Below are 26,763 nucleotides of genomic sequence, written 5' to 3'. Positions count from 1 at the left end.
GCCTACAGCTTATTGATGAATTCGTCGAGTTGGGCGATGCCGAACCCGTCGTAGTCTATGTCCGACGGAGTGAGCTGCGGATTCTCCATCGACAGCGCAAACTCCGCCACCGATTCCAGCTCCCTGATATACCGTTCCGCGAAATGCCCCGCAAAACCTTCCGTGTAAGACGGGCCGTCGCAATACACCGATATTTCCAGGTTTCCCCGCGAGACGTACGAGACCAGCTCGATGCCGCATCCCACCCGCGCATCCGGCGAGGCGTGCGGCCCAACATCCTCGAACGCTCTGCCGAAAAGATCGTTGTCCAGCTCTTCAAAGCCGCCAAGGTAGTTGAAAAGGATTTCAGGGTCGCTCCACATTCCGCCGTCCGGGCTTTGCCCCGCCATATACCGGGCGACACCGTACCCGGCTCCGCCATGGGGCGTCCGCCGCACCGCTTCCTTCACCGCTTTAATCTGCGAGGCGATATCTTCACCATCCGGTGAGGTGAACACCACCGGATACTTGGATGTGAACCACCCGGCTGTTCCGCTCACATCGGCGCCGGGCAAGATACCTTCACGGCCGTGGCCTTCGAGGGTCACAGCCATCGAATCGCCGCCGCCGAGCTTTTGAAAAGTCCGCAGAAGCGCCGTAAGCATAAGTTCCTGCGGCCGCGTGTTAAATGCCTTGTTGGCCCCGTCCAGCATTTTTGATGTGGCGTCCGCGCCAAGCAAGCGGGTGGCCTCCGTCCGTTCCGAATAAAGCCCGCGTTTGAACGGCGCCAGCCGCGGCGCTTTTACCGCCTCCGCCTCCACTTCGCTCCAGTGCTCCATCTGGCCTGCCGCAATCGAGCTGGCCGAGGCGGAAAGCTGCGCGGCCCATTTTTTCAGCGGGAAAGGTTTGGGCGGCAGTTTTGGGGCCATGCCTTTGGACGCCTGCTGGTAAGCTGCGGCAAGGTCCTCCAAAATAAAACGCCATGAGACGGCGTCCACCACCAGGTGATGGCAGGTCATAAACAGCCTGTCGCCATCTTTCAATCTGTAGATCGCCGCGTTGAACAGCGGGCCGCGTTCCATGTCAATCCCGGCCTGCAAAAGTGAAGCGTGCTTTTTCAGCGCCCCGGCCGGATGCTCCTCGGCCGTCAGGTCCACCACGTCCAATCTGAAAGGCCGGTCAGTCCCGCCAATCTCTTGTGTCCATTTCCCGTCATGCCCGAAGAACCGGGAGCGCAGCGCGTCATGCCTTCCCGTCGCGGCCTCCAGCGCTTTGCGCAGGGCGGCCTCGTCCAGCCGTTCCTTGGCCGCAAGCAGAAGGGTCTGGTTGAAATGCGCCTTGTTCCCGCCGAACTGGCCGAAAAACCATAGTTGTATCGGGGTAAGGTGAACAGGGCCATCGGCGGAATTTTCCCCGTCCACCTCGGGTTTCACGGCCTTTAGCAGCGGCTCCAGTCCTTCGATGGTGGGGCGGGAAAACAGATCGCGTATGGCGATCTCGAAATTCCTTTCGCGCAGCCGGGCGGCTATCTGCAACGCTTTTATGGAATCGCCGCCGATGGTGAAAAAATTGTCGCGGATGCTTACCCTGTCAAGCCCCAGGACCGACCGCCACACTTCCGCGAGAATTTCCTCCCGCTGCCCGCGTGGGGCCATGAATTCCTCGCCGCTGTCCAGCGCCGTTTTTTTCATTGCCGCCAGCGCGCCCCTGTCCAGTTTTCCGCTTGTGTTCAGCGAAATGGAGTCCACCACGTAAAACCGGGACGGGACCATGTACTCCGGCAGCGTTTCCAGCAGCGTTGCGCGCAGCCCGCCGGGGGTCACCGGACTTGACACTTGCAAGAGCGCTTCCAGCCGCCGGGTTTCGTCCTCCAATTCCACCGCCGCCACCGCCGCGGACTTCACGCCGGGTATGCTCTTTAGCGCCGCCTCCACCTCCCCCAGCTCGATCCTGTAACCGCGCACCTTCACCTGGCCGTCGGCGCGCCCGATGAACTCCACCATTCCGTCATGGGACCATCTGCCGATATCGCCGGTGCGGTAAAGCCGCGCCTCGCCCAGCGGTCCGTGGCCTATGAAGCGTTCCGCCGTGAGCGCTGGATTGTTTATGTAACCGCGGCCCACCCCCTCGCCGGCGATGCATATCTCCCCGGGCACACCGGGCGGGACAGGCGCAAGTTCCCCGTCGAGGATGTAAATCCGGACGTTCTGAAGAGGAGCCCCCACGGGCACAATCCCCCGTTCTCCCGGCGCGAAGGAATCAATATTGAAATTCGCCGCGTCCACGCAGCATTCCGCCGGCCCATAGGCGTTGGTAAGGGTGACTCCCGTGCCGAGCGCTCGCCGATGGAAGTTTGCGGCAAGGGTTTTTGTCAGCGCTTCACCCCCCACATCTATATGTTTCAGGCGCAACTCCACGTCACCCGGTATCCCGGCGTTGATCATCACGGAAAGAAGGCTCGGTGTGCAGTCGGTCATGTCTATCCTGTGTTTGCGGAAGAACTCCTTGAGCGCCTTGTCGTCCCTTTTTGTGGCCCCGTCCACCACGAACAGGGTGTGGCCAAGGCAAAGGGCCGTCGCTATCTGCTTTACCGAGGCGTCAAAAGCTTCCGAAGCGAGAAGCGCCACGTTCAACCGCCCCTCATACGGTTCATATATGCTCTTATTTACCGCATGAACGAGGTTTCTTAAGGAGCGATGCTCTATCATCACCCCTTTGGGCTGGCCCGTGGAGCCGGAGGTATATATGACATACGCCAGGTTTTCGGGCCGCGCAGAATGGATAAATACGGGCTCGGAAGAAGTTTTGAATGCGCGATCAATAAAAACCAGAGGAGCGCCAGCCTCGACGGCGGCATGTTCCAGAGTGGACGATGTGATCACAGCCACCGCGCCAGAGTTCTCCACCATGTACTTCATCCTGGCCGGAGGGAAATCCGGGTCTATCGGCATATACGCCCCGCCTGCCTTCCAAACTCCCAGTATGGCGGCGATAAGGTCAACTGAACGCTCCAGGCATATCCCGATTATTTTGTCCGGGCCTGCGCCTCGGGCGGCAAGGCTTTTTGCGATGGCAAGCGCCCGCGCGTCAAGCTGGGCGTACGTGAGGCTCGACGCTCCATCGGACACCGCCATTGCGTCAGGATGGCGTTTGGCGGCCTGGCCGATCATTTCATGGGCGAGAGGCCCGTCGTGCCTCGAACATTTGGCGGCCCCGCTCCATTGCGTTAGCGCAAGGCGCCGCTCCTCGCCGTCCATAAGGTCGAGTTGGCCCACGGGGCGGTCCGGTTCGCCGAGGGCGCGGTCTATCAGGTTTTGATAATGGCGGGCCATGCCGGTGATGAAGGGGCGGCAGAAAATGTCCGAGGCGTAGGCGATAAAACAGTCCAGCCCGGCGGCGCCCTCCTGCACGGTAAGGGTCAGGTCGCACTTGGCGGTGTTGCACTCCGTGGGGAAAGGCTCGATGGCGATCCCGCCGAGCTTTAGCGTCCCCATGTTTTTGTCCTGCAGGATGAACGAAAGCTGCGTAAGGGGATTGTACGCCATGTTCCGGTCCGGCTGGAGGACGTCCACCAGTTTTTCAAACGGGGCCTGCTGGCCGGAAAAAGAGTCCAGCGTAACTTCCCTTGTGCGCGCCGCAAGCTCCCTGAACGAAAGCGCCAGTCCGGCCTCCACCCTCAGGGGAATCGTGTTGACGAAAAGCCCGATGAGCGGCTCAAGCTCTTTGCGAAGCCGGTTGGCCGCCGGAACGCCGATGACCATGCTCTCCTTCCCGCCGTACTTCGCCACTATCGCCGCGAACGCCGCAAGTGTGGCCATGAAAAGGCTCACCCCTTCCTGGCGGCAGAACGCCTTGAGCCGTCCGGTCAAGTCCGCGCCGATGGTGAAATATACCGATTCACCCTTAAAACTTTGCAAGGCCGGGCGTGGCCTGTCCAGCGGCAGGGAATGAAGCGCAGGGGCCCCCTTCAGCTTTTCTGTCCAAACGGCGACCTGCCTGTCCAGCCTTTCACCCACTAGCACATCCTTCTGCCATTGGCAGTAATCGGAATATTTCACCCCGAGCGATGGTAGATTGACAGAGGCGCCGTTTAAATACGAATCGTACAGTCTCTCCAGTTCCATTGTGAGAATTGTCGCCGACCACCCGTCGGCGATTATGTGGTGGAGCGTTATAAGCAACAGCCGGTCGTCCTCGCTTATTTCCACCATGGACACCCGGATCAGCGGATCCGCGGCCAGATCAAACGGCCTTAGCGCCTCTTGGCTTGCCATGCGCCGCGCCTGTTCCATCCGCGCGTCATGGGAATCGGCCGCAAGGCGGACCACTGGTATATCTATCTCCATCACCGGGCGCGCGGCCTGGTACGCCTCGCCATCTTTCTCGAAAAAGCGCATACGCAACGGCTCATGGCGAGCAATGATATGGTTGACGCTTTTTGTCAACGCGCCAATGTCCAGCTTCCCTTTAATCCTGTGCGCTGATGGGACGTTGTAAGTTGGGCTGGGCCCCTCCATCCGGTACAGGAACCATAGTCTCAATTGCGCGAATGACAGCGGCAGCGCCTCTCCTTCCCCCCTTTCACGGTTTATGACAGGCGGCAGTATGTCATCCGCCATGCGGGCGGCGGCCGCCATGATTTCGGCCTTCATCCCGCCGATGATCTCCCGCATCCGCCCGGTGATTGCGCCTTTGGGGCCTTTATAGCGCAGGGCTTCGCCTTCCACCCGGAGCTTTACCCCCAGCCCATCCAGTTCCCGGATTATATCTTCGGCTGATTTCACAGCTCGCCTTCCTCCAGTTCGTCCACAACAACGTTTCCACCGCTTGGGCCCATCGCCGTTTCAATCCATCCGGCGAACTGGCCGATGGTGGGGCGCTCGAACACGATGCGCACCGGAGCCTCCACCCCGAACTCGTCCCGTATCCGGGAGACGATCCTTATGGCCGTCAAAGAGTCCCCGCCCAATTCGATAAAATTGTCGGACACGCCGGCCACATCGGCGCCCAGAGTGTCCATCCATATCCGTGCGACGGCGCGTTGCGTCTGGCTAAGGGCGTCCAGGTTGTCATTCACCGGCCTGCGTCCAGCCCCGCCACCCGCTCCGTCAAGTAGGCTGGAGTACATCTCTTTTGACTTTGCGATCACCTGGCGGATGTCCGCCGTCGAGACGATCACCTGCGGCTCGCAAGTCCCGTTCATGATCCTTTCAAACGCGTCCACCCCCTGAGCGCCGCTCATCCCGGCGTCCAGCTTGCCGCCGGCCACTTTCTCCATCCGGTCAAGCAGCCGCCGGGCCAGGCCCATGCCGCGCCACATGTCCCAGTTGACGCTGACGGTCACTCCATCCGATGCGTGGCGCTTTTGGGCGTATGCGTCCATATACGCGTTCGAAGCCGCGTATCCGGCCTGGCCCGCCCCTCCTGTCACGGAGCTTAGGGACGAGAACAGGACCATGAAATCAAGCCGCCGGTGGGCGAAATATTTGTCCAGAGTGATCATGCCGTGGATTTTAGGGGCGAACTCGCGCGCCGCGTTGTGCGCCGCGGCGCCGCAGATTGTCCCGCTCGCCTCCAGCCCGGCGGCGTGTATCACTCCGGATACGGGGCCGGTCACCTCCTCCGCCGCCGCCAATGCCTCCGCAAACCGGGCGCAATCGGCCACATCGGCGCCCAGCGTCTCCACTGTGGCGCCCATACTTTCCAGCCGCCTGACGGCCTGTATCTTGCCAATGAGACCATGGCCTTCTTCCCGCGCGTCCGCAACTCCGTTAAAGGCCGTTATCATGGCGCATCCGCTGGTGTTTCTTTCCGTTTCCTCTTTGGGCCAGGCTTGCGCGCCGGTGAATCCGCAACGCGCCAGCGCCAGCTCCCACTTGTCCGCGCGCACAAGCGGCGAACCTGCGCGGTACTGAGTGTCATTAAAATACCACCACCCTTCCGCCAGCCCCCACGCCATGTCAAACCAGCGACAGAAAGATGTGGACTCCACCAATAAAAGCGCGCCGCCGGGCCTCAACAGTTTTTTCACCTGCCGCAACGTCTCTTCTATTTTTGGGGTGGCGTGGACCACGTCCAGCCCGAACACAACGTCAAAACTACCCGGCTCATAGCCTTGCGAGGCCGGGTCGCGGCTTATGTCCAGCTCGCCGAATTTCATGAAATCGTGGCCATGCTTTTTTGCGTTGTTTCTGGCGGCCACTGTGAACGCCCGTCCGATGTCCGTGAAGTGATACTCCACGTCCATCCCGCGAAGAAGCGGGACGAGCTTGCGCGTGACGGCCCCGTTTCCACCGCCGAACTCCAGGATGCGCGCTCCGCCCTGTTTGGCGGCCAGATGCGCCACGGTTTCGGCCAGCAGGCTTATGTATGTGTCATGTTGGGTATGTTTCTCCGTGTTGGCCACCGCGCTTTCCATCAGGCCAGCCCCGCCCTTTGGATAAAGCACGCTTATCGCCTCGATCTTGCCCGACAGCGCGTCCTTATAGCTTGCGCCGCAATGCTCCAGTATCGACAACATCCCCTCAAATCCGGGATAGGCCGCGCGCAATTTTGCGGACATTTCTTTTGACCGTGGAATTTCATCGGCGTCTTTCAGGAACGTCAATGCCCCCCGCTCCACGCGGATGATGGAGTCTTCCCCGAGCATCCTAAGGAAGGCAAGATAGAATTTTTCGAATTTAGGTATGATCCCAAGAGTGGCCTTGACGGATTCGGCCGAGGTGGAAGAGCCCTTGCGGACCGCCACCCCGCACGACGCAAGATAGTCCACCACGATGGACGAACAAAGCGCGTTCATCCGCTCTTCAAATCCTTCGATCATGTCTATGGTGCGTATGCCGGCGGCGTCCTTGATCCGGCGCTCGGTTCCGGCGATGAACGCGCCAAGCCGCGCCGCCTGGTCCCCTCCCCGGCCCGCCAGTATGCCGTCCCATTCGCTTTTTGGCGGGAGTGTCCCGCGCCCCCCCAATATCAGCTTCACCCCGCGCACGCCTGCCATGCGCCCGGCCACCGCAAGCCCGATGGCGCCAAGTCCGCCGGTGACAAGGTACGCCCCGTTTTCACGGATCCATCCGGGCCGCGCATCCACAGGGCCGAGAGGGAGCCTTGCGAATGTCTCCACCCACCTGCTGCGGCCTCTGTACGCCGCCACCCGGTCTTCCGATCCGGAAAGTATCTCCCCCAGCGCCGTGGTGGTGAATCCTTTCGAGTGGATGGTGCGCGAATCGAAGTCAATGTTGCGCATGCTTATGTTTTCGTTCTCCAGCCAGGCCGACCGCACCGGCCCCATCACGGTGGAATAATTCACGCGCAGGTTTTCGTCTCCGGTGACGCGCCACAAGTCCCGCGTGAAAACAGATATCTCAATCTTCCTGCCAAGGCTTTCCACCTGTTTGACGATATTGACCAGACTGTAAAATCCCCGCCCGAGCGCATCGTCCACGCTTTCCTCACCGGACTGCGCCGACATCCCCCAAAGATGGGCGATCCTGCCGGGGACCGTTCCGAGCGCCCCGAACAGTTTCCGGCAATCCTCCGGCGAATCGGGCCGCACCGTGAAATGTCCATCGCCCGCCTCGTAAGCTTCGCCGCCATATACGGTGGTCACCCTCATCCCGCGCTCCGCCAGCCGGGCGGCAAGGAAAGCGCCGCTCCCTTCCCTGTCCGTGAATACAAGGATGTCGCCCGTTCCTTCCTGCTTTGGCGAAGAAGGAGTCCGCTTCCAAGAGGGGACGTAAAACCAGCGCGACATGTCGGTTTCCTTCACCAGCGCCGCTTTCGCATGGCCGGATGCCTTGCCTCCGGCCCAATAGGGTCTTTTCTCGAATGGATATTTCGGCAAGCTCACGCGGCACCCCTCCCGGCCTTCATTAAATCCTTGCCAGTCCACCCGGGCGCCATTCACCCAAAGGCGCCCCAACGCGTCCAGCGCCTTCTCCACATCGTCCACCTCCTCGCCGGGATGAGGCAGGCACGCCACGGACAACTTCGCGCCGTGCCGCGAAACGAGGCCCGAGAGCGTCCGGCCCGGCCCGGCCTCAAGGAACGCCGCGTCTTCGTACTTTTTCATTATTTCCCGCACTCCCCCGGAGAAGCGCACCGTTGCCCGGATATGTTTCGACCAGTACGCAGGATCAACCGCGTCCTCTTTGGTGATCCAGGTTCCCGTGACGTTGGAGATGAACGCAAAGCGCGGAGCGTCAAGCTTCATATCGCGGACGATTTTTTCAAACTCCGCCACCGCAGGCTCCATCATCGCCGAGTGGAACGCGTGCGAGGTGTGGAGCCTTTTGAACGAGATCGAGCGCGATCCGAACTGCGCCTCAATCCGCTCCACGGCCGCCACCGGGCCGGAGAGCACGCAAACGTCCTGCGCGTTCACTGCGGCGATAGAGATTTCGCCATTGACGATCCCCGCGATGTCCCGCTCGTCCATGAACACCGCCGTCATGGCGCCCCCGGGCTGTTTTTCGATGACCCTTCCCCGCGCCGCAACAAGTTTTAGCGCGTCCTCCAGCGAAAACACCCCGGCAAGATGCGCGCTCACATATTCCCCCACGCTATGCCCGATGGAGCAGCATGGCGTCACGCCCCATTTCCTCCACACCACGGCAAGCGAACGGCATACCGCGAAAAGGGCCGGTTGGGCGTATTTTGTGCGAGTCAGCTGGCACGCCGCCTCGGCTTCCATGCCCGGAGACGGGTAGAGTATGGATTTAAGATCGGTGTCCATCACGCCGCTCAGGATCGCAAAACATTCGTCCATGGCGTACCTGAACACAGGCTCCGTTTCATACAGTCCCCGCGCCATGTTCGCGCTTTGCGCCCCCTGCCCCGGGAACATGAAGACAACAGGCCGAGCCCCGCTTCCCGCCTCGCCTGTGATGACCGCGCCGCTTTTCAACTTTCGCGCCGCGTCATCCGCTCCCGCGCACACCACCGCCGAGCGGTCCGCAAAATCCCTGCGGCCCACGCCAAGGGTGTACGCCGCGTCCTGGATGGGCACGTGATTGGCGGACAACCGTTCCGCAATGGCGCCTTGCATCGTCTCAAGGGCTTTGCCGGTTTTGGCGGACATGGGGGCAAGATAGTATTTGCGCGATTTTCCCGCATCCCTTTGCGCCGGAGCCTGCTCCATGATCACATGGGCGTTCGTCCCCCCTATCCCCAACGAGCTTACACCGGCCCTGCGCGGCCCGGTCAATGCTTCCCACGGGCGCAATCTGGCGTTCACGAAAAACGGCCCGTTCGCAAAATCAATCGCCGGGTTTGGAGCCGTGTAGTTCAGGCTTGGCGGGATTTCGCGGTTTTTAAGCGCCAGCGCGGTCTTGATCAGTCCGGCCACCCCCGCCGCCGTGTCGGTGTGGCCGATGTTAGTCTTCACCGAACCTATGGCGCAATATGCTTTTTTCCCGGTCCCAAAAGCCTGCGTGAGCGCCGCGATCTCTATCGGGTCGCCCATCGGCGTACCGGTGCCGTGCGCCTCCACATAACTTATGGTCTCAGGCTCGACCCCGGCGATGGCGATGGCCTCGCTTATCACTTTCGCCTGCCCGTCCACGCTGGGGGCGGTGTACCCGGCCTTCACGGCGCCGTCGTTGTTCACCGCGGAGCCCAATATCACCGCGTTCACCGTGTCGCCGTCGCGCAGCGCGTCCTCCAGCCGTTTGAGCGCGACGATCCCCGTCCCGCTTCCCGGCACGATGCCGGAGCTTTTTGCGTCAAAGGCCCTGCAATGGCCGTCTGGGCTTAAAATCATCCCCTCCTCGTAAAGGTACCCTTCCATCTGCCGGGCGTTGACAGAGGAGCCTCCGGCCAGCGCCATGTCGCACTGGTATGAAAGAAGGCTCTGGCAGGCCAAATGGACCGCCACAAGGGAGGTGGAGCACGCGCTGTTCACGGTGACGGCCGGCCCCGTGAGGTTTAATTTGTACGCCACGCGCGTGGACAGGAAATCCTTGTCGTTGCCAATGTAAAGCCCATAGGCCCCGGCCGGATCGCCGGCATCGAGTCCCTCGGACAAGTTTAGAGCAAGGTAGGAGTTGAACCCGCACCCGCCGAAAACGCCGATCCTTCCGGAGTACTTGGTGGAGTCATACCCCGCGTCCTCCATCGCCTCCCACGCGCATTCGAGAAACAGCCTGTGCTGCGGGTCCGTCTGGCGCGCCTCCAACTCCGTGAATCCGAAAAAAGAGGCGTCGAACATGTCTATCCCGTCCAGCACCGCGCGCGCCTTCACATACCGAGGATCTTTCACAAGCTTCGGGGCCACTCCAGCGGCGGCAAGCTGCTCATCGGTGAAACGCCGGACGGACTCCACCCCGTTGCGCAGATTCGCCCAGAATCCTTCGGCTGTGGCGGCGCCGGGATAGCGCATGGCCATCCCCACCACCGCGATAGGCTCAAGCCCCGTCTGCTCGTACTTATCAGCCATTGGCTCCTCTTATTTTTTTCATCAACGCCCGTTGCCTTGCAATGGCACCCCTGCTCTTTTCCGCCGTGGACGAATGATCCAAGGTGGCGCAAGTGGCCGTTCCCGGTGAAGCTTCGCCAAGCCGCCTTGCCAGCAAGCGGATGGTGGGGTTGCGGAACATCTCTATCGTCTCCATTCTGATCCCCAGTTCTTTTTCTATCACCGCCTGGGCCTTCACGATCAAGAACGAGTGCGCTCCGATGTCAAAAAGGTTGTCTGTTACGCTCACGTCTTCCTTTTGCAGCAGCCTGCCCCATATGGCGGCCATGTCCCGCTCCAGATCGTTGGCCGGGCGAGCATCCGCCGAAGGGGCGCGATGTTTATTCCGCGGCGCGGGAAGCGCCTTGCGGTCCACCTTGCCGTTTGGCGTTAGCGGCAGATCGTCCATGAAAACATAAACCGATGGCGCCATGTAGTCTGGCAGCTTCGCTTTCACGGCCACCTTTATAGCGTCCTCGGCGTGTTCAGCTTTGCTTGGGGTGACATACGCCACCAATCTCTTGTCCCCCGGCGCATCCTCGCGCACAACAACCACTGCCCGCGCCACCCCCGGGGCGGAGGCCACTGCCGATTCCACCTCGCCAAGCTCGATCCTGTGTCCCCGGAATTTCACCTGAAAATCACTGCGGCCCAGATACTCAATATCCCCGGAGGGGAGGTAGCGGGCCAGGTCGCCGGTTCTGTACAACTTTGCCCCAGTGGCGCCGGATGGATCAGGTATGAACCGCTCGGCGGTGAGCTCCGGCCTGTTTTTGTACCCGGCCGCCACTCCAGCCCCCCCGATGTAAAGTTCACCTGCCGCGCCGATGGGAACAGGCTTGAGGACGGCGTCGAGAATCCGCATGACCGTGTTGGCGATTGGTTTGCCGACAGGTTGTGTGGCAACGCCCCCTTCCATGTCCGCATCCGTCACGCGATATATGGATGACCAGATTGTGGTCTCTGTCGGTCCGTACATGTTCCATAACGCGCCCGATCGCGCGCGAAGCTTCGCCGCAAGCTCCGTTGAAAGGGCCTCGCCTCCGCAAAGGACTTTAAGGCCTGTCCCGCCGTTCCATCCGGCCTCGATGAGCATCCGCCATGTGGACGGCGTGGCCTGGGCGAAGGTGACGGAATGTTTTTCCATCAGCGCCATGAGGCTGGCCGCGTCCCGCGCCTGCCCGGTGGAGGCGATCACCACCCGGGCTCCGGATGTAAGCGGCAGGAATATCTCCAGCGCCGCGATATCAAAGGATATTGTTGTGACCGCAAGAGCCGTCTCCTCCGGCGATATCCCCGGCGCCTCGGCCATGGACGAAAGGAAGTTGACCACGTTGGAGTGTGTCACCATCACTCCCTTGGGCTTGCCTGTGGAACCGGAGGTGTAGATGATATACGCCAGATCATCGGACGATATTTTTTCAGCGGGGCGATCCTCTTCGGCCGCCACGGCGCCGGACAATCCTTCCATCGTCACAACGCTAAAATCACCGGCTGGAAGTGAAGAGGCCAGCGCGGCGCTCGTGACCACGGCGCGGATCCCCGAATCGGCGAGCATGAACTCCACCCGCTCTTTCGGGTACGACGGGTCCACCGGCACATAAGCCGCGCCGGATTTCAGCGCGCCCAAAAGCGCCGCCACCATACCGGCCCCGCGCTCCATGAATATCCCAACGGCCGCCCCGCGCCCCGCGCCAGCGGCGGCCAACCTTACGGCCAGCGCATCGGCCCGGCTATTTAGTTGAGCATAGTTGACTGTCTCATCGCCTGATATCACCGCCGCCGCGTCCGGCTTTTGCTCCGCGATTTTTTCAAACAGTCCATGGACAGTCCCCGCGGGATTGGCGGACACAGTCCCTCCCCAATCCGAGACAAGCGTTATCTCCTCAGCCGTCAGCAGGCCGTAGTCGTATATCCGCTTCTCCGGATCGGCGGCTATTGATTCGGCCAGCATTACGTATCGGGCCGCCAGCCTCCGTGCGGTGGATTCATTAAAAATGCCCGTGTTGTACATAAGAAGCCCGCCTATCCCGCCGCCGGTCTCCCACATGTGCGTTTCCACGTCGTACCGCACATGCTCGTTTTCGATCTCCACAGTGTCCGATTTCACGCCTGGGAAATTAAGCTCCGGAAACATGGAGTGCCGGGGCGACTTGTGCAGGGCGAAAAGGGTCTGGGCTATCGGGTTGCGGCTCAAATCCCTTTCCGGATTCAACGCGGCAACCAGGCTTTCAAAAGGAGCTTCGCTGTTCTCAAACATCCCGATGGCGGCAAGCCTGGCGCGTTCCAACAGAGTTGTGAAAGACGGATTGCCGTCCAGTTTTATCCATAACGGAAGTGTGTTGGCGAAAAGGCCGATCATCCCCTCCAACTCCGGCGTGTTCCGGTTCGCCGCGGGAACGCCGATCACCACGCTCTCCTGCCCTGAAAGACGGCCCATCGTGACGGCGTATGCCGCCGCCAGGGTCATGAACATCGTGGAGCCGCTCCGGGCGGATATCCTCGCCAGGCTTGCGCGTACATCGTCCCCTATCGCAAAGCCAATGGTCCTGCCGCGCGAGCTTTGAATGGCCGGCCGCGCCTTGTCCGCCGGAAGGTTTAGCGACGGCGGGGCTCCTGCAAGGGTCTCGCGCCAATACTCCACCTGCCGCATGAGTTTTCCTTCCGCGAGTTCCACGCGTTCCCACGCCGAATAATCGGCATATTGGACCTCAAGCTCCGGCAGCCCGGCGCCGCGTCCGCAAAGATGCTCTTCGTACAGCCATTCAATCTCCCGCGTGAAGACCCCGGCCGACCATCCGTCGGAAACGATATGGCTTATCGAAAAGGCCAGGTATCTTTCATCCTCGCCTGTCCTAATCAGGTGTGTCCGCAGAAGCGGCCCCTCGGAAAGGTCAAAAGGCCTTGCGGTCAGTTCTTTTATCGAGCGCAATGCTTTCGCCTCCCGCTCTTCATGCGGCAGCGCCGTAAGATCGTCATATGCCACAGGAGCCCTGCTCGCGCCCTGAATATTCTGGTACGGCTCGCCGTCTTCCGATGGGAACGCCGTCCTTAACGTCTCATGGCGCATTACTATCGCGTCCACCGCCTTGAAAAACGCCGCTTCGTCAAACCGGCCGGTCAGCTTAAAGGCCGCTGGCATGTTGTACGCCGCGCCGGGCCCCTCCATCCTGTCCATGAACCACAGCCGTCTTTGCGCCGAGGAGAGCGGAATCCGGCCCTCGCGTGGGACGCGGACGATACTGGAGCTCTTGCGGGTTCCCGCCGCTTCCGCCAGAAAGGCGATTATCTCCCCCTTGCGTCCGGCGATCTCCCCGCGCAGCATTTCCGTGAGCGTCCCTTCCGGCGCGCTTATCTTAAGCCTGCCGCCGTCCGCGCGCACTCGCACGTCCAGCCCGCCGAGTTTTTCCAAAAGCTCTTTTACGCTCACAGTTCCATCTCTTCCCTGGCGGCAGGCGGATCGCCGGTTTCAACTCCGGCAAGCTTCTCCGCCAGTTGCATTCCGCTTATCGTCCCGGCCAGCCTGGCCACTGTTGGGTACTGGAAAATGGCCGACTGCGGGCATTCCACGCCAAATTCCTTTTTTACCCTTGATATGATCTGAGTGGCCAGCAGCGAATGGCCTCCCATCTCGAAAAAATCGTCGTGGATCCCCACCGTCTCCACTCCCAGAAGGTTCGTCCACATCAGTGCCAGGCTTTTTTCCACCTCGTTGCGTGGCGGATGCGTTGCGGTTTTGCGGCCATTCCCGTTTTGCGCCACGGCAGTGTGCGTGAAGGCACGCTTTCGCATCCCGCCAATTATTTCGTCCCTTTCCGCCAGATTGACAACGGACACCACCATCCTTGCAGACCAGGGATCGGCCACTATTTTAAAAAACAGATACACTCCTTCGTCCGGCGATATCAAAAGGCTCTCCGCCTCGGCGTTTCCGATTCCACCCAACACTTTTCCGGCGGAATGGCGCCAGCCGTCCCAGTTGATCGTGATCCACCGCGCGGCCGATTCGCGGCCGGCCTTCACAGCCACCGCGTCCATATATGCGTTCGCCGCCGAGTACGCGGTAAAGCCCACGCCGCCTGTCATGGAGGCCAATGACGACATCAACACGCAAAAATCGGGATTCTTGCCCCGCAACGCTTTTTCTATGGCCAACGCACCGCGCCCCTTTGGGGCGAAGTTGGCCTCGCTGATCTGAAAATCTGTCTGGCTTAGGGTCTTAAGCGATATCTCACCGGTCTCCCCGGCGCAATGGACCACCCCGTTGACCGCGCCCAGATATTTTTCCACTTTGGCCAACGCATCGGCAACAACCTTTTCATCCCCCATGTCCGCCGCGATCACAAGCGTCCGCTCCGCCAGTTTTTCAATCTCCATCGCCCTGGCGATTTTTAGCGATACAGGATCGCCCAGTGGATGACCGTCCGAATAAGCAGCCCATTGTTCCCTCGGCGGCAGCGGCGAGCGGACGATAAGCGCCAGCTTCACCCGCGCTGTTTTGGCCATCCGCACAGCCAGCGCATGGCCGATGGCCCCCAGCCCTCCGGTTATCACATACACCCCGCCTTCCCGGAGAGGTTGGATTGATTTTGATGAAAGCGGAACCGGGGATAATCCTTGCGTCCAGCCTCTTCCATCCCGTATGGCCGCCACTTGCCCATGCCCGTGGAGGATTTCGCGCGCGATACTTTCAACATCTGGTCTCACGCCGCCGATGTCCACGCATCTGGTGGTCAGTCCGGGATATTCCCTGGGGGCGCTCAAAATCGGGCCTAATACCGCCGCACGGGCGGGGTGGATGTCTTCTTTACCGGTCACATCGAAAACTCCGCGCGTCACAACGCACACGGATGCGCGCCCAATAATTCCGGTTTCGTCCAGCGCCTGGACGATGCCAAGAAGGCTGTAGTAGCCAAGCTTTAAATCAGCTTCCTCACCGTCTGTCTCTTCGGCAAGCCACGTGTGCGCGACGAGAATCCCGCCGTCCGGCTGGATTCTCGAAAACAGTTTTACGTAATCATCTTTGGACGCTGGATTGACCGTGTATGATCCGCCGGCGTTTTCCGCATAACCATCGCCGGTTGTAACGAAGATTGTCTTGCGGCCTGCGGCGCTAAAATTCTTTATTAAATCCTCGCCCAATCCGGCGGCGCCGAAAACAACGCAAAGCTCCGGCGCACGTTCATTTCCGATGACGGGCGGCAAAGATGGGGTCCACGACGGGGCGTAAAGCCATTTTGATATATCGGCCCGGCCGCTTTTCGCATCACCGCCGCGCCCGGCAGGTTCGAGCCAGTGCCGCTTGCGTTCGAACGGATATGTGGGGAGCGCGATCCTTTGTCTTTTTTCTCCCTTGTAAAAACCGGTCCAGTCCACCCCGCCCCCCGCCTGCCACACTTTTGCGAGCGCTTCGAGAATGAACCTGTGGCCATCCTTTCCGTCCTTCGGATGGGGCATGGAAGGGATAATGGCAAATCCGGCGGCAGGTCCGATGTTCCTGGCCGCAAGGGAGCAAAGCGTCCGGCCAGCCCCCGCATCGATGAAAACGGCGTTTTTTAATTTGCCGGCGATTGTGGCGATCCCGCCGCCGAACATCACGGTCTTCATAAGATGCGTCCCCCAGTATCCGGGGTCTTGCGCCTGGGCCGGGGTGATCCAACCGCCGGTGACGTTGGATACGAATGGAATAGTTGGCGCGTTAAGTTTCAGCTTTCCGGCCAGATCGCAAAGAGGCGCCGCGGCTGGCTCCATCATCGCCGAATGGAATGCGTGGGACACGTGGAGCGGAGCGCATGCAAGTCCGTCCCTCGCGGCGGCATCCATATAAGCTTTCACCGACTTCTCCGGCCCGGACACCACACAGGCCTCCGGAGCGTTCACCGCCGCAATGGAAAGTCCGTCCATAAGCCCGGCGCGCGCCGCATCTTCCCCGGCCATCACCGCCGCCATAGCCCCCGGCTCCATGCTCCCCATCAGCCTGCCGCGTCCGGCCACAAGCGGCAGCGCCTCTTCCAGCGGGAACACTCCGGCGATACATGCCGCCACGTACTCGCCCACGCTGTGGCCGATCATCGCCGAAGGCTTTGCGCCCCATTCGGCCCACAATTCCGCGAGAGCGTATCCAGTGGCGAAAAGGGCGGGCTGTGCGTATTCCGTTTTGTTGATAAGCTCCGCCGCTTCCGGTGTCGCCCGTTCCGGATGCATGACGCCGCGCAGATCGAACCCCGCCGTTTTTTTCAGTATCGCAAAGCACCGGTCCATCGCCTCCCGGAAAACAGGCTCCGCTTCGTACAGCTTGCGCCCCATGTCCACATGCTGCGCCCCCTGGCCGGGGAACATCAGGACTATCGGTATGTCTGCGTCATCAACGGATTCCACCCCCGGCCCGTTTGCGGCCTGTTCAAGCGCGTCCGCAGCTTCCATCGCCGATCCGCACACCAACGCCCTCCTGTGCCCAAAAATCTTGCGGCCGGCGGCCTGCGTGTACGCCGCGTCCGGAAGCGAGATTGAAGGTTCATCGCGGAACCTGTCCGCAAGGTTTGAACATGCCCGGGCAAGGGCCTCGGAACTCCGGGCGGACACGGTGATCACCTGCAATGGCCGTGAAGGGCCTGAAACGGCCCCTTGCGGCGCCTCCTCCAATACCATGTGGGCGTTGGTCCCCCCAACGCCAAATGAGCTCACTCCGGCGCGCCTTGGAGCGCCGTTTGCTGAAATCCAGCCGCAAAGTGAAGTGTTCATGTAGAACGGCCCGGAGGAAAAATCTATGGCCGGGTTCGGCGTATTAAAATGCGCGCTGGGGGGGATTTTCCTGTTGTGAAGCGCCAGCGCCGTCTTTATAAGCCCGGCCACTCCCGCCGCCGCGTCCAGATGGCCGATGTTCGATTTCACCGACCCTATGGCGCATCCCCTTTTGCCGGCGCCAGCGCCGAAGGCAATGTTCAGGGCCGATATCTCTATCGGGTCTCCCACCGTCGTCCCTGTCCCGTGGGTCTCCACATATGTAATGGACGAAGGCTCGATCCCCGCCACGGCGTGCGCCTCCCGGATAACGGAGGACTGCCCCTCCACCCCCGGCGCCGTGTAGCCCGCCTTTGCCGATCCGTCGTTGTTTATGGCGGAGCCTGATATCACAGCGTATATCCGGTCGCCATCCGCTATGGCGTCCTCCAGCCTTTTTAAGACCACCACCCCGGCGCCGGAGCCAGGCACGGTCCCTTTGGCCTTCGCGTCGAAGGCGCGGCATTTGCCGTCCGGGGAGAGGATCATCCCCTCCTGGTACATGTACCCGGCGATGTACGGAGTCCTTATCGCCACGCCGCCGGCCAGCGCCATGTCGCACTCCATTCCCAAAAGGCTCTGGCAGGCCATGTGCGCCGCCACAAGCGACGTGGAGCATGCGGTCTGCACGGTGACTCCCGGCCCGGTGAAGTTCATGGCGTAGCAGACCCGGGTGGCCAGAAAGTCGTTTGAGTTGCCGGTCATGGCAAGGTACATGGCCGAAGTTTCCGAAAGGTCCGCGCACGGATATACGTTGCTGGCAAGGTATGTGTTCATCCCCGCCCCGGCGAAGACGCCCGCCGCGCCATGGAACGAGCCGGGGGCGTATCCGGCGTCTTCCATCGCTTCCCACGCGCATTCCAGGAATATCCTCCCCTGCGGGTCCATAAGCTCCGCCTCGCGGGGGGAATATCCGAAAAAGGCCGCGTCGAACATTTCGACCGCATCAATAATCCCTTTGGAGCGGACGTAGTCCGGATTGTCCACTATCGCGGGCTTGACCCCCGCTTGGATAAGCGCCTCCCGGCTGAATGCCGTTATGCAGTCCTTCCCGTCGCAGATGTTCGCCCAGAACTCCGCCGGAGTATTGGCCCCGGGCATGCGAAGCGCCATGCCTGTCACCGCAACCTTTCCGGAGTATTCCGGATGTCCTCCCGCTTGCGCCCCTGTCATTTTTTCATCCCGCGCCTGGCCGCCCGCATCCGGCTCATTTCGCCCCGCAGTCCCCCCCGGGCCGCCGCTTCCGCAAGTTTGGCGGAAGGTGCGCCGTCATCACCGTTCCCGGCAAGGGCGGCGGCCAGCGACTCTATGGTCGGATTCTTGTACATTTCCACTATCGAGAAGTTCCTCGCCATTTTTTCCTGCAAGGCCGCGTGCGCCCGCGCCATGAGCAGCGAATGGCCCCCCATATCGAAAAAATTGTCCCGCGCCCCCACTTTTTCCATGTTCAGCAGCCCGCCCCACACAGACGCGATGAGCGTCTCCATCTCGTTGGACGGAGGAGTGTATTCATTTTCCCCGCGCAAGGTGTCCATGTCCGGGGCGGGGAGCGCCTTTTTGTCCAGCTTGCCATTTGGCGACAGCGGCATCGCATCCAGGGTAACAATCGCCGAAGGGACCATGAATGAAGGGAGCTTTCCTCCCAGGTATTCCTTTATACGCAACACGTCCAGCGCCCCATTGGCGGAGGTTATGTATGCGACGATTCGCTTGCCGCCGGACGGATCGCTCCACGCAGTCACTGCCGCTTCCTTTACGGAAGGGTGCGCAAGCAGCGCCGCCTCGATTTCTCCCTGTTCTATCCTGTATCCACGGACCTTCACCTGCCCGTCCATCCTGCCGATGAATTCCAGGGCGCCGTCTTTTAAACGCCGCGCGATGTCCCCGGTCCTGTAAAGCCGGCCGCCGCGCGAAAACGGGTCCGCCACGAATCTTTCTTCCGTAAGTTCCGGCTGGTTCAAATAACCTTTGGCCACCTGCGGCCCGCCGATGTACAGCTCCCCTGCCACACCTGCCGGCGCAGGTTCCATCGCTTCATTGAGGACATATAGCTTCGCGTTGGCGATGGGCCGCCCGATGGGAACGGCCGAAGCGCCGTTGTCCGCTTCGCATTTATGAGCGCAGCACCACACCGTCCCTTCCGTGGGGCCATATTCGTTGTAAAAATCCGCTCCCGGCGCCAGGTCATGATGCCGGACAGGCAGGGATGGCGGGATCACCTCCCCGGCGGCTATCACCACCTTGAGGCTTTCAAGCTTTGATGCGTCCGGCCCGCCCAACAGGAGCGAATAAAGCGAAGGAAGCGCCAGGGTGTGCGTCACTTTCTCCCGCGCGATCAAGTCCGCCAGCGAACCGATGTCTTTGCCAAAATCCTTCGGCGGCAGGACAATCGCCCCGCCCGAGCATAATGTCCAGAACAGCCCCGCCACGGAGCTGTCGAACGACAATGACGATAATAGAAGGTATCGTTCCGGCGCTTTGGCGTAATACGCCATCCGGGCCATGGTGGAGTTGAAAAGATTGGCGTGCGTGACCATCACTCCTTTAGGCGTTCCCGTGGAGCCGGAGGTGTATATCACATATGCCAGACAGTCCATCGCAACTTTCGCCTCAGTTTTAGCCTTTGCCGGGCCTTTGGCGCCGTTCAATGGTGAATCGGCCGGGATGATTTTCCATTTGCCGGGAGCAAGCCTTGACGCCGTCCGGCTGTTTGCGATCACCGCCGCCGGGCAAGCGTCGCCAAGCATGAACTCCACCCGTTGCGCCGGGTATTCCGGGTCCACCGGGACATAGGCGAGCCCCGCCTTCATCGCGCCGATGATCCCCGCCAGCGCCTCCGGCGAGCGTTCCATGAACACCGCCGCAAGCCCTCCGGGAACGCATCCTTCTTCAACGAGCCTTAGAGCGATCCTGTCCGAAGCGGCGTCCAGCTCTCCATAAGTAATCCGGCCTGTTTCAGAAATCACGGCTGGCGATTGTGGCGCCCGGCGCGCCGCTTCCTCGAATATTTCGTGAACAGGGCGCGGCATGTCAAACCGGATGTCCGTGGCGTTCCACGTGTCTATCTCCCCCCGGAGCTCTTCGTCGCGCATCATCGGGGCGGCGGCGATTGGCGTGTCCGGTGAATTTATCGCGGCTTCCAGCATCCGCATATAATGCGAAGCCATGCGTGAAACGGTCTGCGAACCATAAATGTCCGTGTTGTATTTCATGGAGCCGAACATTGCGTCCGGAGTCTCGGCTATTTCCAGGGCCAGGTCCATCTGCCCTTCCTGCTGCGCCACGCCAAACGGGGCCATGGCAAGCCCTCCCCATTCGAAGGAAGCTCCGTTCCCTGCCACGGCCATCATGCCGATTATCCCGGCGGACTGCTGCGGCTTCTGGTAGATGAACATGACATCGAACAGCGGCGAACGGGCCGGGTCGCGCCGGACTTTCAGTTTTTCCACCAGCAGCCCGAACGGGTAGTCCTGCCGTTCCATCGCCTCCATCACAACGGCGCGCGTCTGATCCAGAAGGCTCCTGAAGGTCTGCCCCTTTTTGATGTCCGCCCGCATCACCACCGGATTGACGAAATCACCCGCCACTCCGTAAAACCCGGAGGAAGGGCGCGCGGCCATCGGCGATCCGGCAAGCAATGTTTCCTGGTTGGTGTACCTGTATAAAAACGCGAAAAAGGCGGAGAGCGCCACTGTATAGGGGGTGGTGTTCGCCTCCCTGGCCAGCCTTTTGATCCCTTCCGAAACGTTTCCCGGCATATCAAAATTGACAGTGGCGCCGTTCTCCGTTTTCACCTCCGGCCTTGGTCTGTCCACGGGCAGATCCAGTGGCGGGATGTCCCCGGAAATCCGTTTCGTCCAGTATTCAAGGCTCTTGCGCCCCTCCGGCCCGTCCACCATCCCCTTTTGCCACGAGGTGAAATCGCCGTACGTTTTGGCCACCGGAGGCAGGTCCGCCGTTGTCCCTTTTACTTGCGCCCCGTAAAGCTTGCCCATCTCGTCCATCAGCAGCCACAGCGACCATCCATCGCAGATGATATGGCTCACCGTGACGAGCATGACGTGATCTTTGGGCGAGCGGGTGAAGATGTCCACCCGCGCCAGGGGGCCGTTCTCAAGGTCAAAGGGACGCCCGTAAGCTTTGTTCACCTGTTCCCGGACAGCCGCGTCATCGGATCCCAGCGCTTGCGTGACGTTGAATTCGATCCTTCCCTCCTCCAATTCCCTGCATTTGACTTCCCCGCCCGCCATCGTGAACACCGTCCGCAAAGCCGGATGCCTTTGCGCCAGCGTATCGAGGGCGGCGCGCAACGCTCCATGGCCGATTTGCGAACGGATGGCGGCGGCGAAGGCCACATTGTACGCCGCGCTGTCCGGCGACATTTTGCTGACAAACCACAGCGCGCGCTGCCCGTATGAAAGGGGAGAAAAATTTTCCGCCGTGGGTGCCTCCGGGATTATAAGCCCGGCCGCTTCATTCGCAGTGTCCGGAAGCGGCCCGGCAAGATGCTTTGCAAGCCCGGCAAGGCTCACATCGTCCCCCATCAGTTCCACAGCGCTGATTTTGATTTTCAACCTGGCGGATATCGAGTCGGCCAGGTCCATCGCCATGAGGGAGTCCATCCCAAGCGCCCCCAGCGGTGTGTCTATATCAATTTCGTCTTCCTTGATCATGAATATCCGGCCCGCTTCCGAGGCCAGCCATGCGCGGATCGCCTTTTCCATGTCCGCGCCGTAGGTCTGGAGAAGATCGTCATTGATCGGATCGGCCTCTTTGGCGGCGGGTACGGCCGCGGCTTCCGCCATGGCGTTTATGAACACCAATCGCACCCCGCGAAATTCCGCGGCCACTTCGCCTGTCTCCAAAGCGATGGTGATGTCCCCGGTCAGCGCATTTTCCACCGCGCTGTAATTGCCCGTTGCGTGGGACCAAAACTTCTTCCCGGCGATGGGCAGGTGCATCCTGAACGAGTCCGCCGATTTGAAGACGAAGACTCCCTTGTTCATCCCCCCGGCGATCTCGGCCAAAGAATGGCCGCAGGCGTCAAGAATTCCGGCGCGTACGCCAAGACCGGAGCCCGATGGCGTTTCCACCAACGCCAGCGCCTCCCCCTCCCCTGTCCACAAATCTGTAACGTTGTTAAAACCTTCGCTCCAGCTGAAACCCCGGCCGACCCATGCCTCATAGAATCGGGCCCCTGTTGATGGTTCGCCGAGCCTCGCTTTTATTTCATCCACAGGCAACAGACCGCGGGATTGGCCGGACCGCGGATATTTGCGAATCCCGCATTTCATGTGGTTGATATCTGGCGCGGAGTAAATAGCGATTGAGTGGCCATCCCCATCCGGAGTGCATTGGGTGAAAATATCCTTTTGCCCCGCCCCCCTGACGATGATCAGGTTGTCAAACCGTATATCGTTCATTTCGACGCCGGCCACGGATTCCCCTTCTCCGAAAGCCGCGTCCAGGGCCATAAGCATGTACGCTACGCCGGGAAGCGCCATTTCACCGTTTATTATGTGCCCTGCGATCCAGGGAGTCGCCGCAGCCGATATCGCGCCTTGATAGACACAGCCGCCGGGAGGATCGGCCAATTCGATCTTCTCCCCCGGAAGCTCCGTGGCGGCGCGGCCGGGCTGTGTTCCATGATGTTCGGTTAAAGCCCAATGGCGCTTGCGCTGGAACGGATATAAAGGGGCGCCAAAGGCAGTACACCGCCGCCTTGAATAATACTTCGTCCAGTCCACGTTGACGCCGTCCCTGTATGCGGCCGCCAGTTGTTCGAGTTTCTCCCTGCTTGCAAACATATCCTCATCATGGGCCGGGAGCCTGGACGTATCGCCGGTTTTCACGCCCGCGCTTTTCTTCGCCGGAGCGCCCTCCCTGATAAATACGCGAAGTTTCTCCGCAAGTTCGGCGCAGGACCCGGCCACAAACGCCGCCCGCACCGGCATGTGGGAGCGCCCGGCGTTGGCCGCGCAGGCCAGATCGGCAAGCCGGATCGCCGGATCACTTTCCAAAAGGTTCAGATATTTTGCGGCAAGTTCCATAAGAACCGCGCCGTTCTTGGCGGAGATGGCGATGACGTGCAAGGGTCTTTCCGGCGTTGATGGCGCATCAATCGGCTGATCGTGGCTTTCAAGTATCACATGGGCGTTCGCCCCGCCGAATCCGAAAGAACTCACCCCCGCCCGCCGGACGCCGTTATGCGAATGGAATGTCTCCACCTTCTCGGGAATGGCAAACCGCGTCCCTTCAAGCTTTATCAGCGGATTGATTTTTTTCAGATTCGCATGGGGTGGTATCTTCCCGTGCCACAGAGACAGCGCCGTTTTGATAAGCCCTGCCACCCCAGCCGCCGCCTCCAGATGGCCTATGTTCGTTTTCACGGAGCTGGTATGGCATGGAGCCTCATCCCCATCCGCTCCGCCAAAGGCGGTCTTTATCGATTCCATCTCTATCGGATCGCCCAGAGGAGTGCCGGTGCCGTGGGCCTCCACATATCCCACGCTGCGCGGCTCCACACCTGCGTCCGACAGCGCGCGGCGCATCACTTCCACCTGGGAAAGCCCGTTTGGCGCGGTCAGCCCGTTGCTCCTGCCGTCCTGGTTCACCGCCGAGCCGCGGACAATTGCAATTATCCTGTCGCCGCTTTCCAGCGCATCAGAAAGACTTTTCATGACCACGACGCCGCATCCTTCGCCGCGCGCGTATCCGTCCGCATCCGCGCCGAAAGTCCTGCATCGCCCCGTGGGAGAGAGCATTTTCGCCTGCGACAACGCCACCGTGGCGTGCGGTGTGAGCGTCAGGCTCACCCCTCCGGCCAGCGCCAGATCGCACTCGCCGCGCCGCAGGGCGCCCACCGCAAGATGCACGGCCATAAGGGATGACGAGCAAGCCGTGTCCACCGCCAGAGAAGGGCCTTTAAGGTCCAGATAATACGACAGGCGGTTGGCCGTAAGGCTTAGCGATGAGCCTGTGCCGGCGTATGCGCTCGACGACGCCGACTGATTGAACTGGAGCCTGGAATAATCGTCCGCGCTTACGCCAATGAACACTCCGCCAGCCGATCCGGCAAGCCCCGCCGGTGGAATCCCGGCGTTCTCCAGCGCCCGCCATGCCGTTTCCAGAACAAGCCGCTGCTGCGGATCCATTGCTTCCGCCTCGCGGGGGGTGATCCCGAAAAATTCAGCGTCGAACATGTCCACCCCGTCGATGAACCCTCCCCATCGGGTGTTCATCTTCCCGGGTGTGGCCGGGGCCGGATCGTAATAATCTTCAATGGGCCACCTTCCGGCGGGAACTTCCGATATTGCGTCCTTCCCCTCCAAAAGCATCCTCCAGAACGAGTCCGGATCGTCCGCCCCCGGGAACTTAAGGCCAATCCCCACAATGGCGATGGGCTCGCTGCTTGAATTTTTGTTGCGCCGCTCCAAAGATGAAGGCTGCGCCAGGTCTGCTTCCCCGCATAAATGCCCCGCCAGAGAGTCCACCGTCGGATATTTCCAGAGAATGGTGGGCGCAAGCTCCATTCCGAAGGCCTCTTCAAGTTCGCCGGCAAGACGTACCGCCTCCCGCGACGACAGGCCGAAACTTGAGAACGTTTCGGCGGGGACGATTTCCTCCAACCGCAGGCCAAGCCTTTGGGCGAGCAGTACGGATATTGAATTTACCGCCTGCTCTTTAGCCATAATTTTTCCAGCCGCGCCAGTTCCACCGCCTGCCGGGTGGGACGCGTGCCCGATGGCTTTCTTCCGCATTACGGCGGCCTCCTCCAGCCCCCCTTCGAGGAACACTTTACGGCAGGCGCCGCGCTGGACCTTGCCGCTGGTGGTCTTCAATAACGTCCCCTTCCTGATAAGGACCGCCGCAAAGACTTCCAACTCGTGGTTTTCCGAGACCGCCGAGATGATTTGCCGGAGTATCGCGCCAAATTCCTTGGCGGCGCTGTCCACCTCCGCCACAACGCAAAGCCGCTCCTCCCCCTCCACGTCCACGGAAAACGCGGCCGACCCGTTCTTGCGGAGGTTCGGGTGGCAGCTTTCCACCGTCAGTTCGATGTCCTGCGGATAATGGTTCACCCCGCCTATGATCACCAGGTCCTTTCGGCGTCCTGTGATATACAACTCGCCGTCGAGCATGAATCCAAGGTCGCCGGTGCGAAGGTATTTTGCGGCCGATTCCCCGGCAAGTTGAGCGCGGAAAGTATCGCCGCTCTCCTTTTCTTTCCCCCAGTAGCCGGGCGACACCGGCTGGCCAGCCACCCACACCTCGCCGATCTTTCCAGGCTCAAGCCGCGCATGGCTGTCTGGATCGGCGATGACCACGTCCATATCCCCCGCCGGGACGCCGCATCCGGCGATATGACGGGCCTTTTGCCCTCCATCCGCCGGAACGGCCAGGTCTTTTTCCAGGCTTGCGGCGGAGGCGGTAAAAAACGGCGGTTCGCTCCCCCGGCGTTTGGTGGTGACCATCAGCGTGGCCTCGGCCAAGCCGTATCCGGCGTAGAACGATCGGCTGTCGAATCCGCATATGGAAAATTCTTTCGTAAAACTGTCCACAGTAACCTTGCGGATCGGTTCGGCGCCGCAATGGGCCACCTTCCATCGTGAAAGGTCCAGCCCCGCTTTTTTCTCCGGTGTGATTTTGGCGGCGCAGTATTCGAAGGCGAAGTTCGGACCTCCGCTGTTTGTCACCCCGAACCGCGACACCGCCTCCACCCACCGCAGCGGATTTTTCAGGAATGCCATCGGGGACATTAAATATGACGAAGCGCCGGAGAATATGGGCTGGATAATCCCGTCCACAAGCCCGTAGTCGTGAAAATTGGGCATCCACACAAGCGATACGCTCTCCTCCGAATAGCTCCACATGCGTTGTACGCACATGGAGTTGGCCATGATGTTTTCATGCCGCACTATCACCCCTTTGGGATCGGAGGTGGAGCCGGAGGTGTATTGCAGATAAGCTATGCCTTCCGGCGCGGCGGCGCCCTTAAATCCGGTTTGCCCCGCCATCCCAAGGCCGTCAGTGGCGATCAGGCGCATGCTTTTAAGCCATTTGTAGTCCACCAGGGAAGATTCCAGCGTTTGCGCCATGTTTCCCAGGCAAAGGACGAATTTGGCCCCGGAATCCTCCGCCACAAGGTTGAGCCTTGGAAGGCTCCTTTTCAATCTTGCCGAGTCCGGCGGCGGGAGGGGGACGGCGATGACGCCCGCATACAGGCATCCCATGAACGCCACCACAAACTCGATCCCGGCGGGATATATGAGCAACGCCCTTTCCCCCTCGGCGCCCAGGTCTTTAAGTGTTGTGGCCAATGCGCATGCTTGCTCGTCCAACTGCCGGAATGTAATGGAACGCTCCGGAGTTTTGCCTTCATGAAGGAACGTGAAGGCTGTTTTATCGCCATTGCGGGAGGCCCGCCATGATAAAACCTCGGTGATCGAGGAAAATTTCAAGGCTTTTTCCATTTCAACTGCTTGGACAATCATCTTTTTAACCGCGTTTGAGGACACGTTTCCCCCATCAAGGTAAAGTATGCGTCCCCC

Annotated in this window: 5 protein-coding genes; all 5 read right to left on the bottom strand. The window is 60.7% G+C overall.

Translation table 11 applies throughout. The features are described from left to right. Positions 1-2: 2 nt before the first annotated feature. Genes HZB29_08580 through HZB29_08560 form a run of 5 tightly spaced genes read right to left on the bottom strand, consistent with a single transcriptional unit; the run spans position 3 to position 26,673 of the window. Positions 3-4,763: an amino acid adenylation domain-containing protein gene (locus tag HZB29_08580; GenBank protein ID MBI5815648.1), complete on the bottom strand. Its 4,761-nt coding sequence runs from the start codon at positions 4,761-4,763 to the stop codon at positions 3-5. Then, a complete protein-coding gene (locus tag HZB29_08575) occupies positions 4,760-10,414 on the bottom strand; it encodes an acyltransferase domain-containing protein (protein MBI5815647.1) in 5,655 nt (1,884 codons plus the stop codon). The genes HZB29_08580 and HZB29_08575 overlap by 4 nt, the downstream gene beginning before the upstream one ends. Then, on the bottom strand, positions 10,407-13,862 hold the full coding sequence (locus HZB29_08570) for an amino acid adenylation domain-containing protein (protein MBI5815646.1): 3,456 nt from the start codon (positions 13,860-13,862) through the stop codon (positions 10,407-10,409). The genes HZB29_08575 and HZB29_08570 overlap by 8 nt, the downstream gene beginning before the upstream one ends. Continuing rightward, positions 13,859-18,385 (bottom strand): SDR family NAD(P)-dependent oxidoreductase, encoded by a 4,527-nt coding sequence (locus HZB29_08565; protein ID MBI5815645.1) that lies wholly within the window; start codon positions 18,383-18,385, stop codon positions 13,859-13,861. The genes HZB29_08570 and HZB29_08565 overlap by 4 nt, the downstream gene beginning before the upstream one ends. Continuing rightward, positions 18,382-26,673 (bottom strand): amino acid adenylation domain-containing protein, encoded by an 8,292-nt coding sequence (locus HZB29_08560; protein MBI5815644.1) that lies wholly within the window; start codon positions 26,671-26,673, stop codon positions 18,382-18,384. The genes HZB29_08565 and HZB29_08560 overlap by 4 nt, the downstream gene beginning before the upstream one ends. Positions 26,674-26,763: the final 90 nt, after the last annotated feature.

Source organism: Nitrospinota bacterium, from assembly GCA_016235255.1.
Taxonomy (GTDB): Bacteria; Nitrospinota_A; UBA7883; order UBA7883; family JACRLM01; genus JACRLM01.
The sequence above is the reverse complement of the archived record's forward strand: the minus strand, read 5'-3'. Positions and strand labels throughout refer to the sequence as shown.

Coding starts and splice junctions, on each gene's coding strand:
- HZB29_08575 (MBI5815647.1), bottom strand. CDS start 10,414: ATGGCTGATAAGTACGAGCAGACGGGGCTTGAGCCTATCGCGGTGGTG.
- HZB29_08565 (MBI5815645.1), bottom strand. CDS start 18,385: ATGACAGGGGCGCAAGCGGGAGGACATCCGGAATACTCCGGAAAGGTT.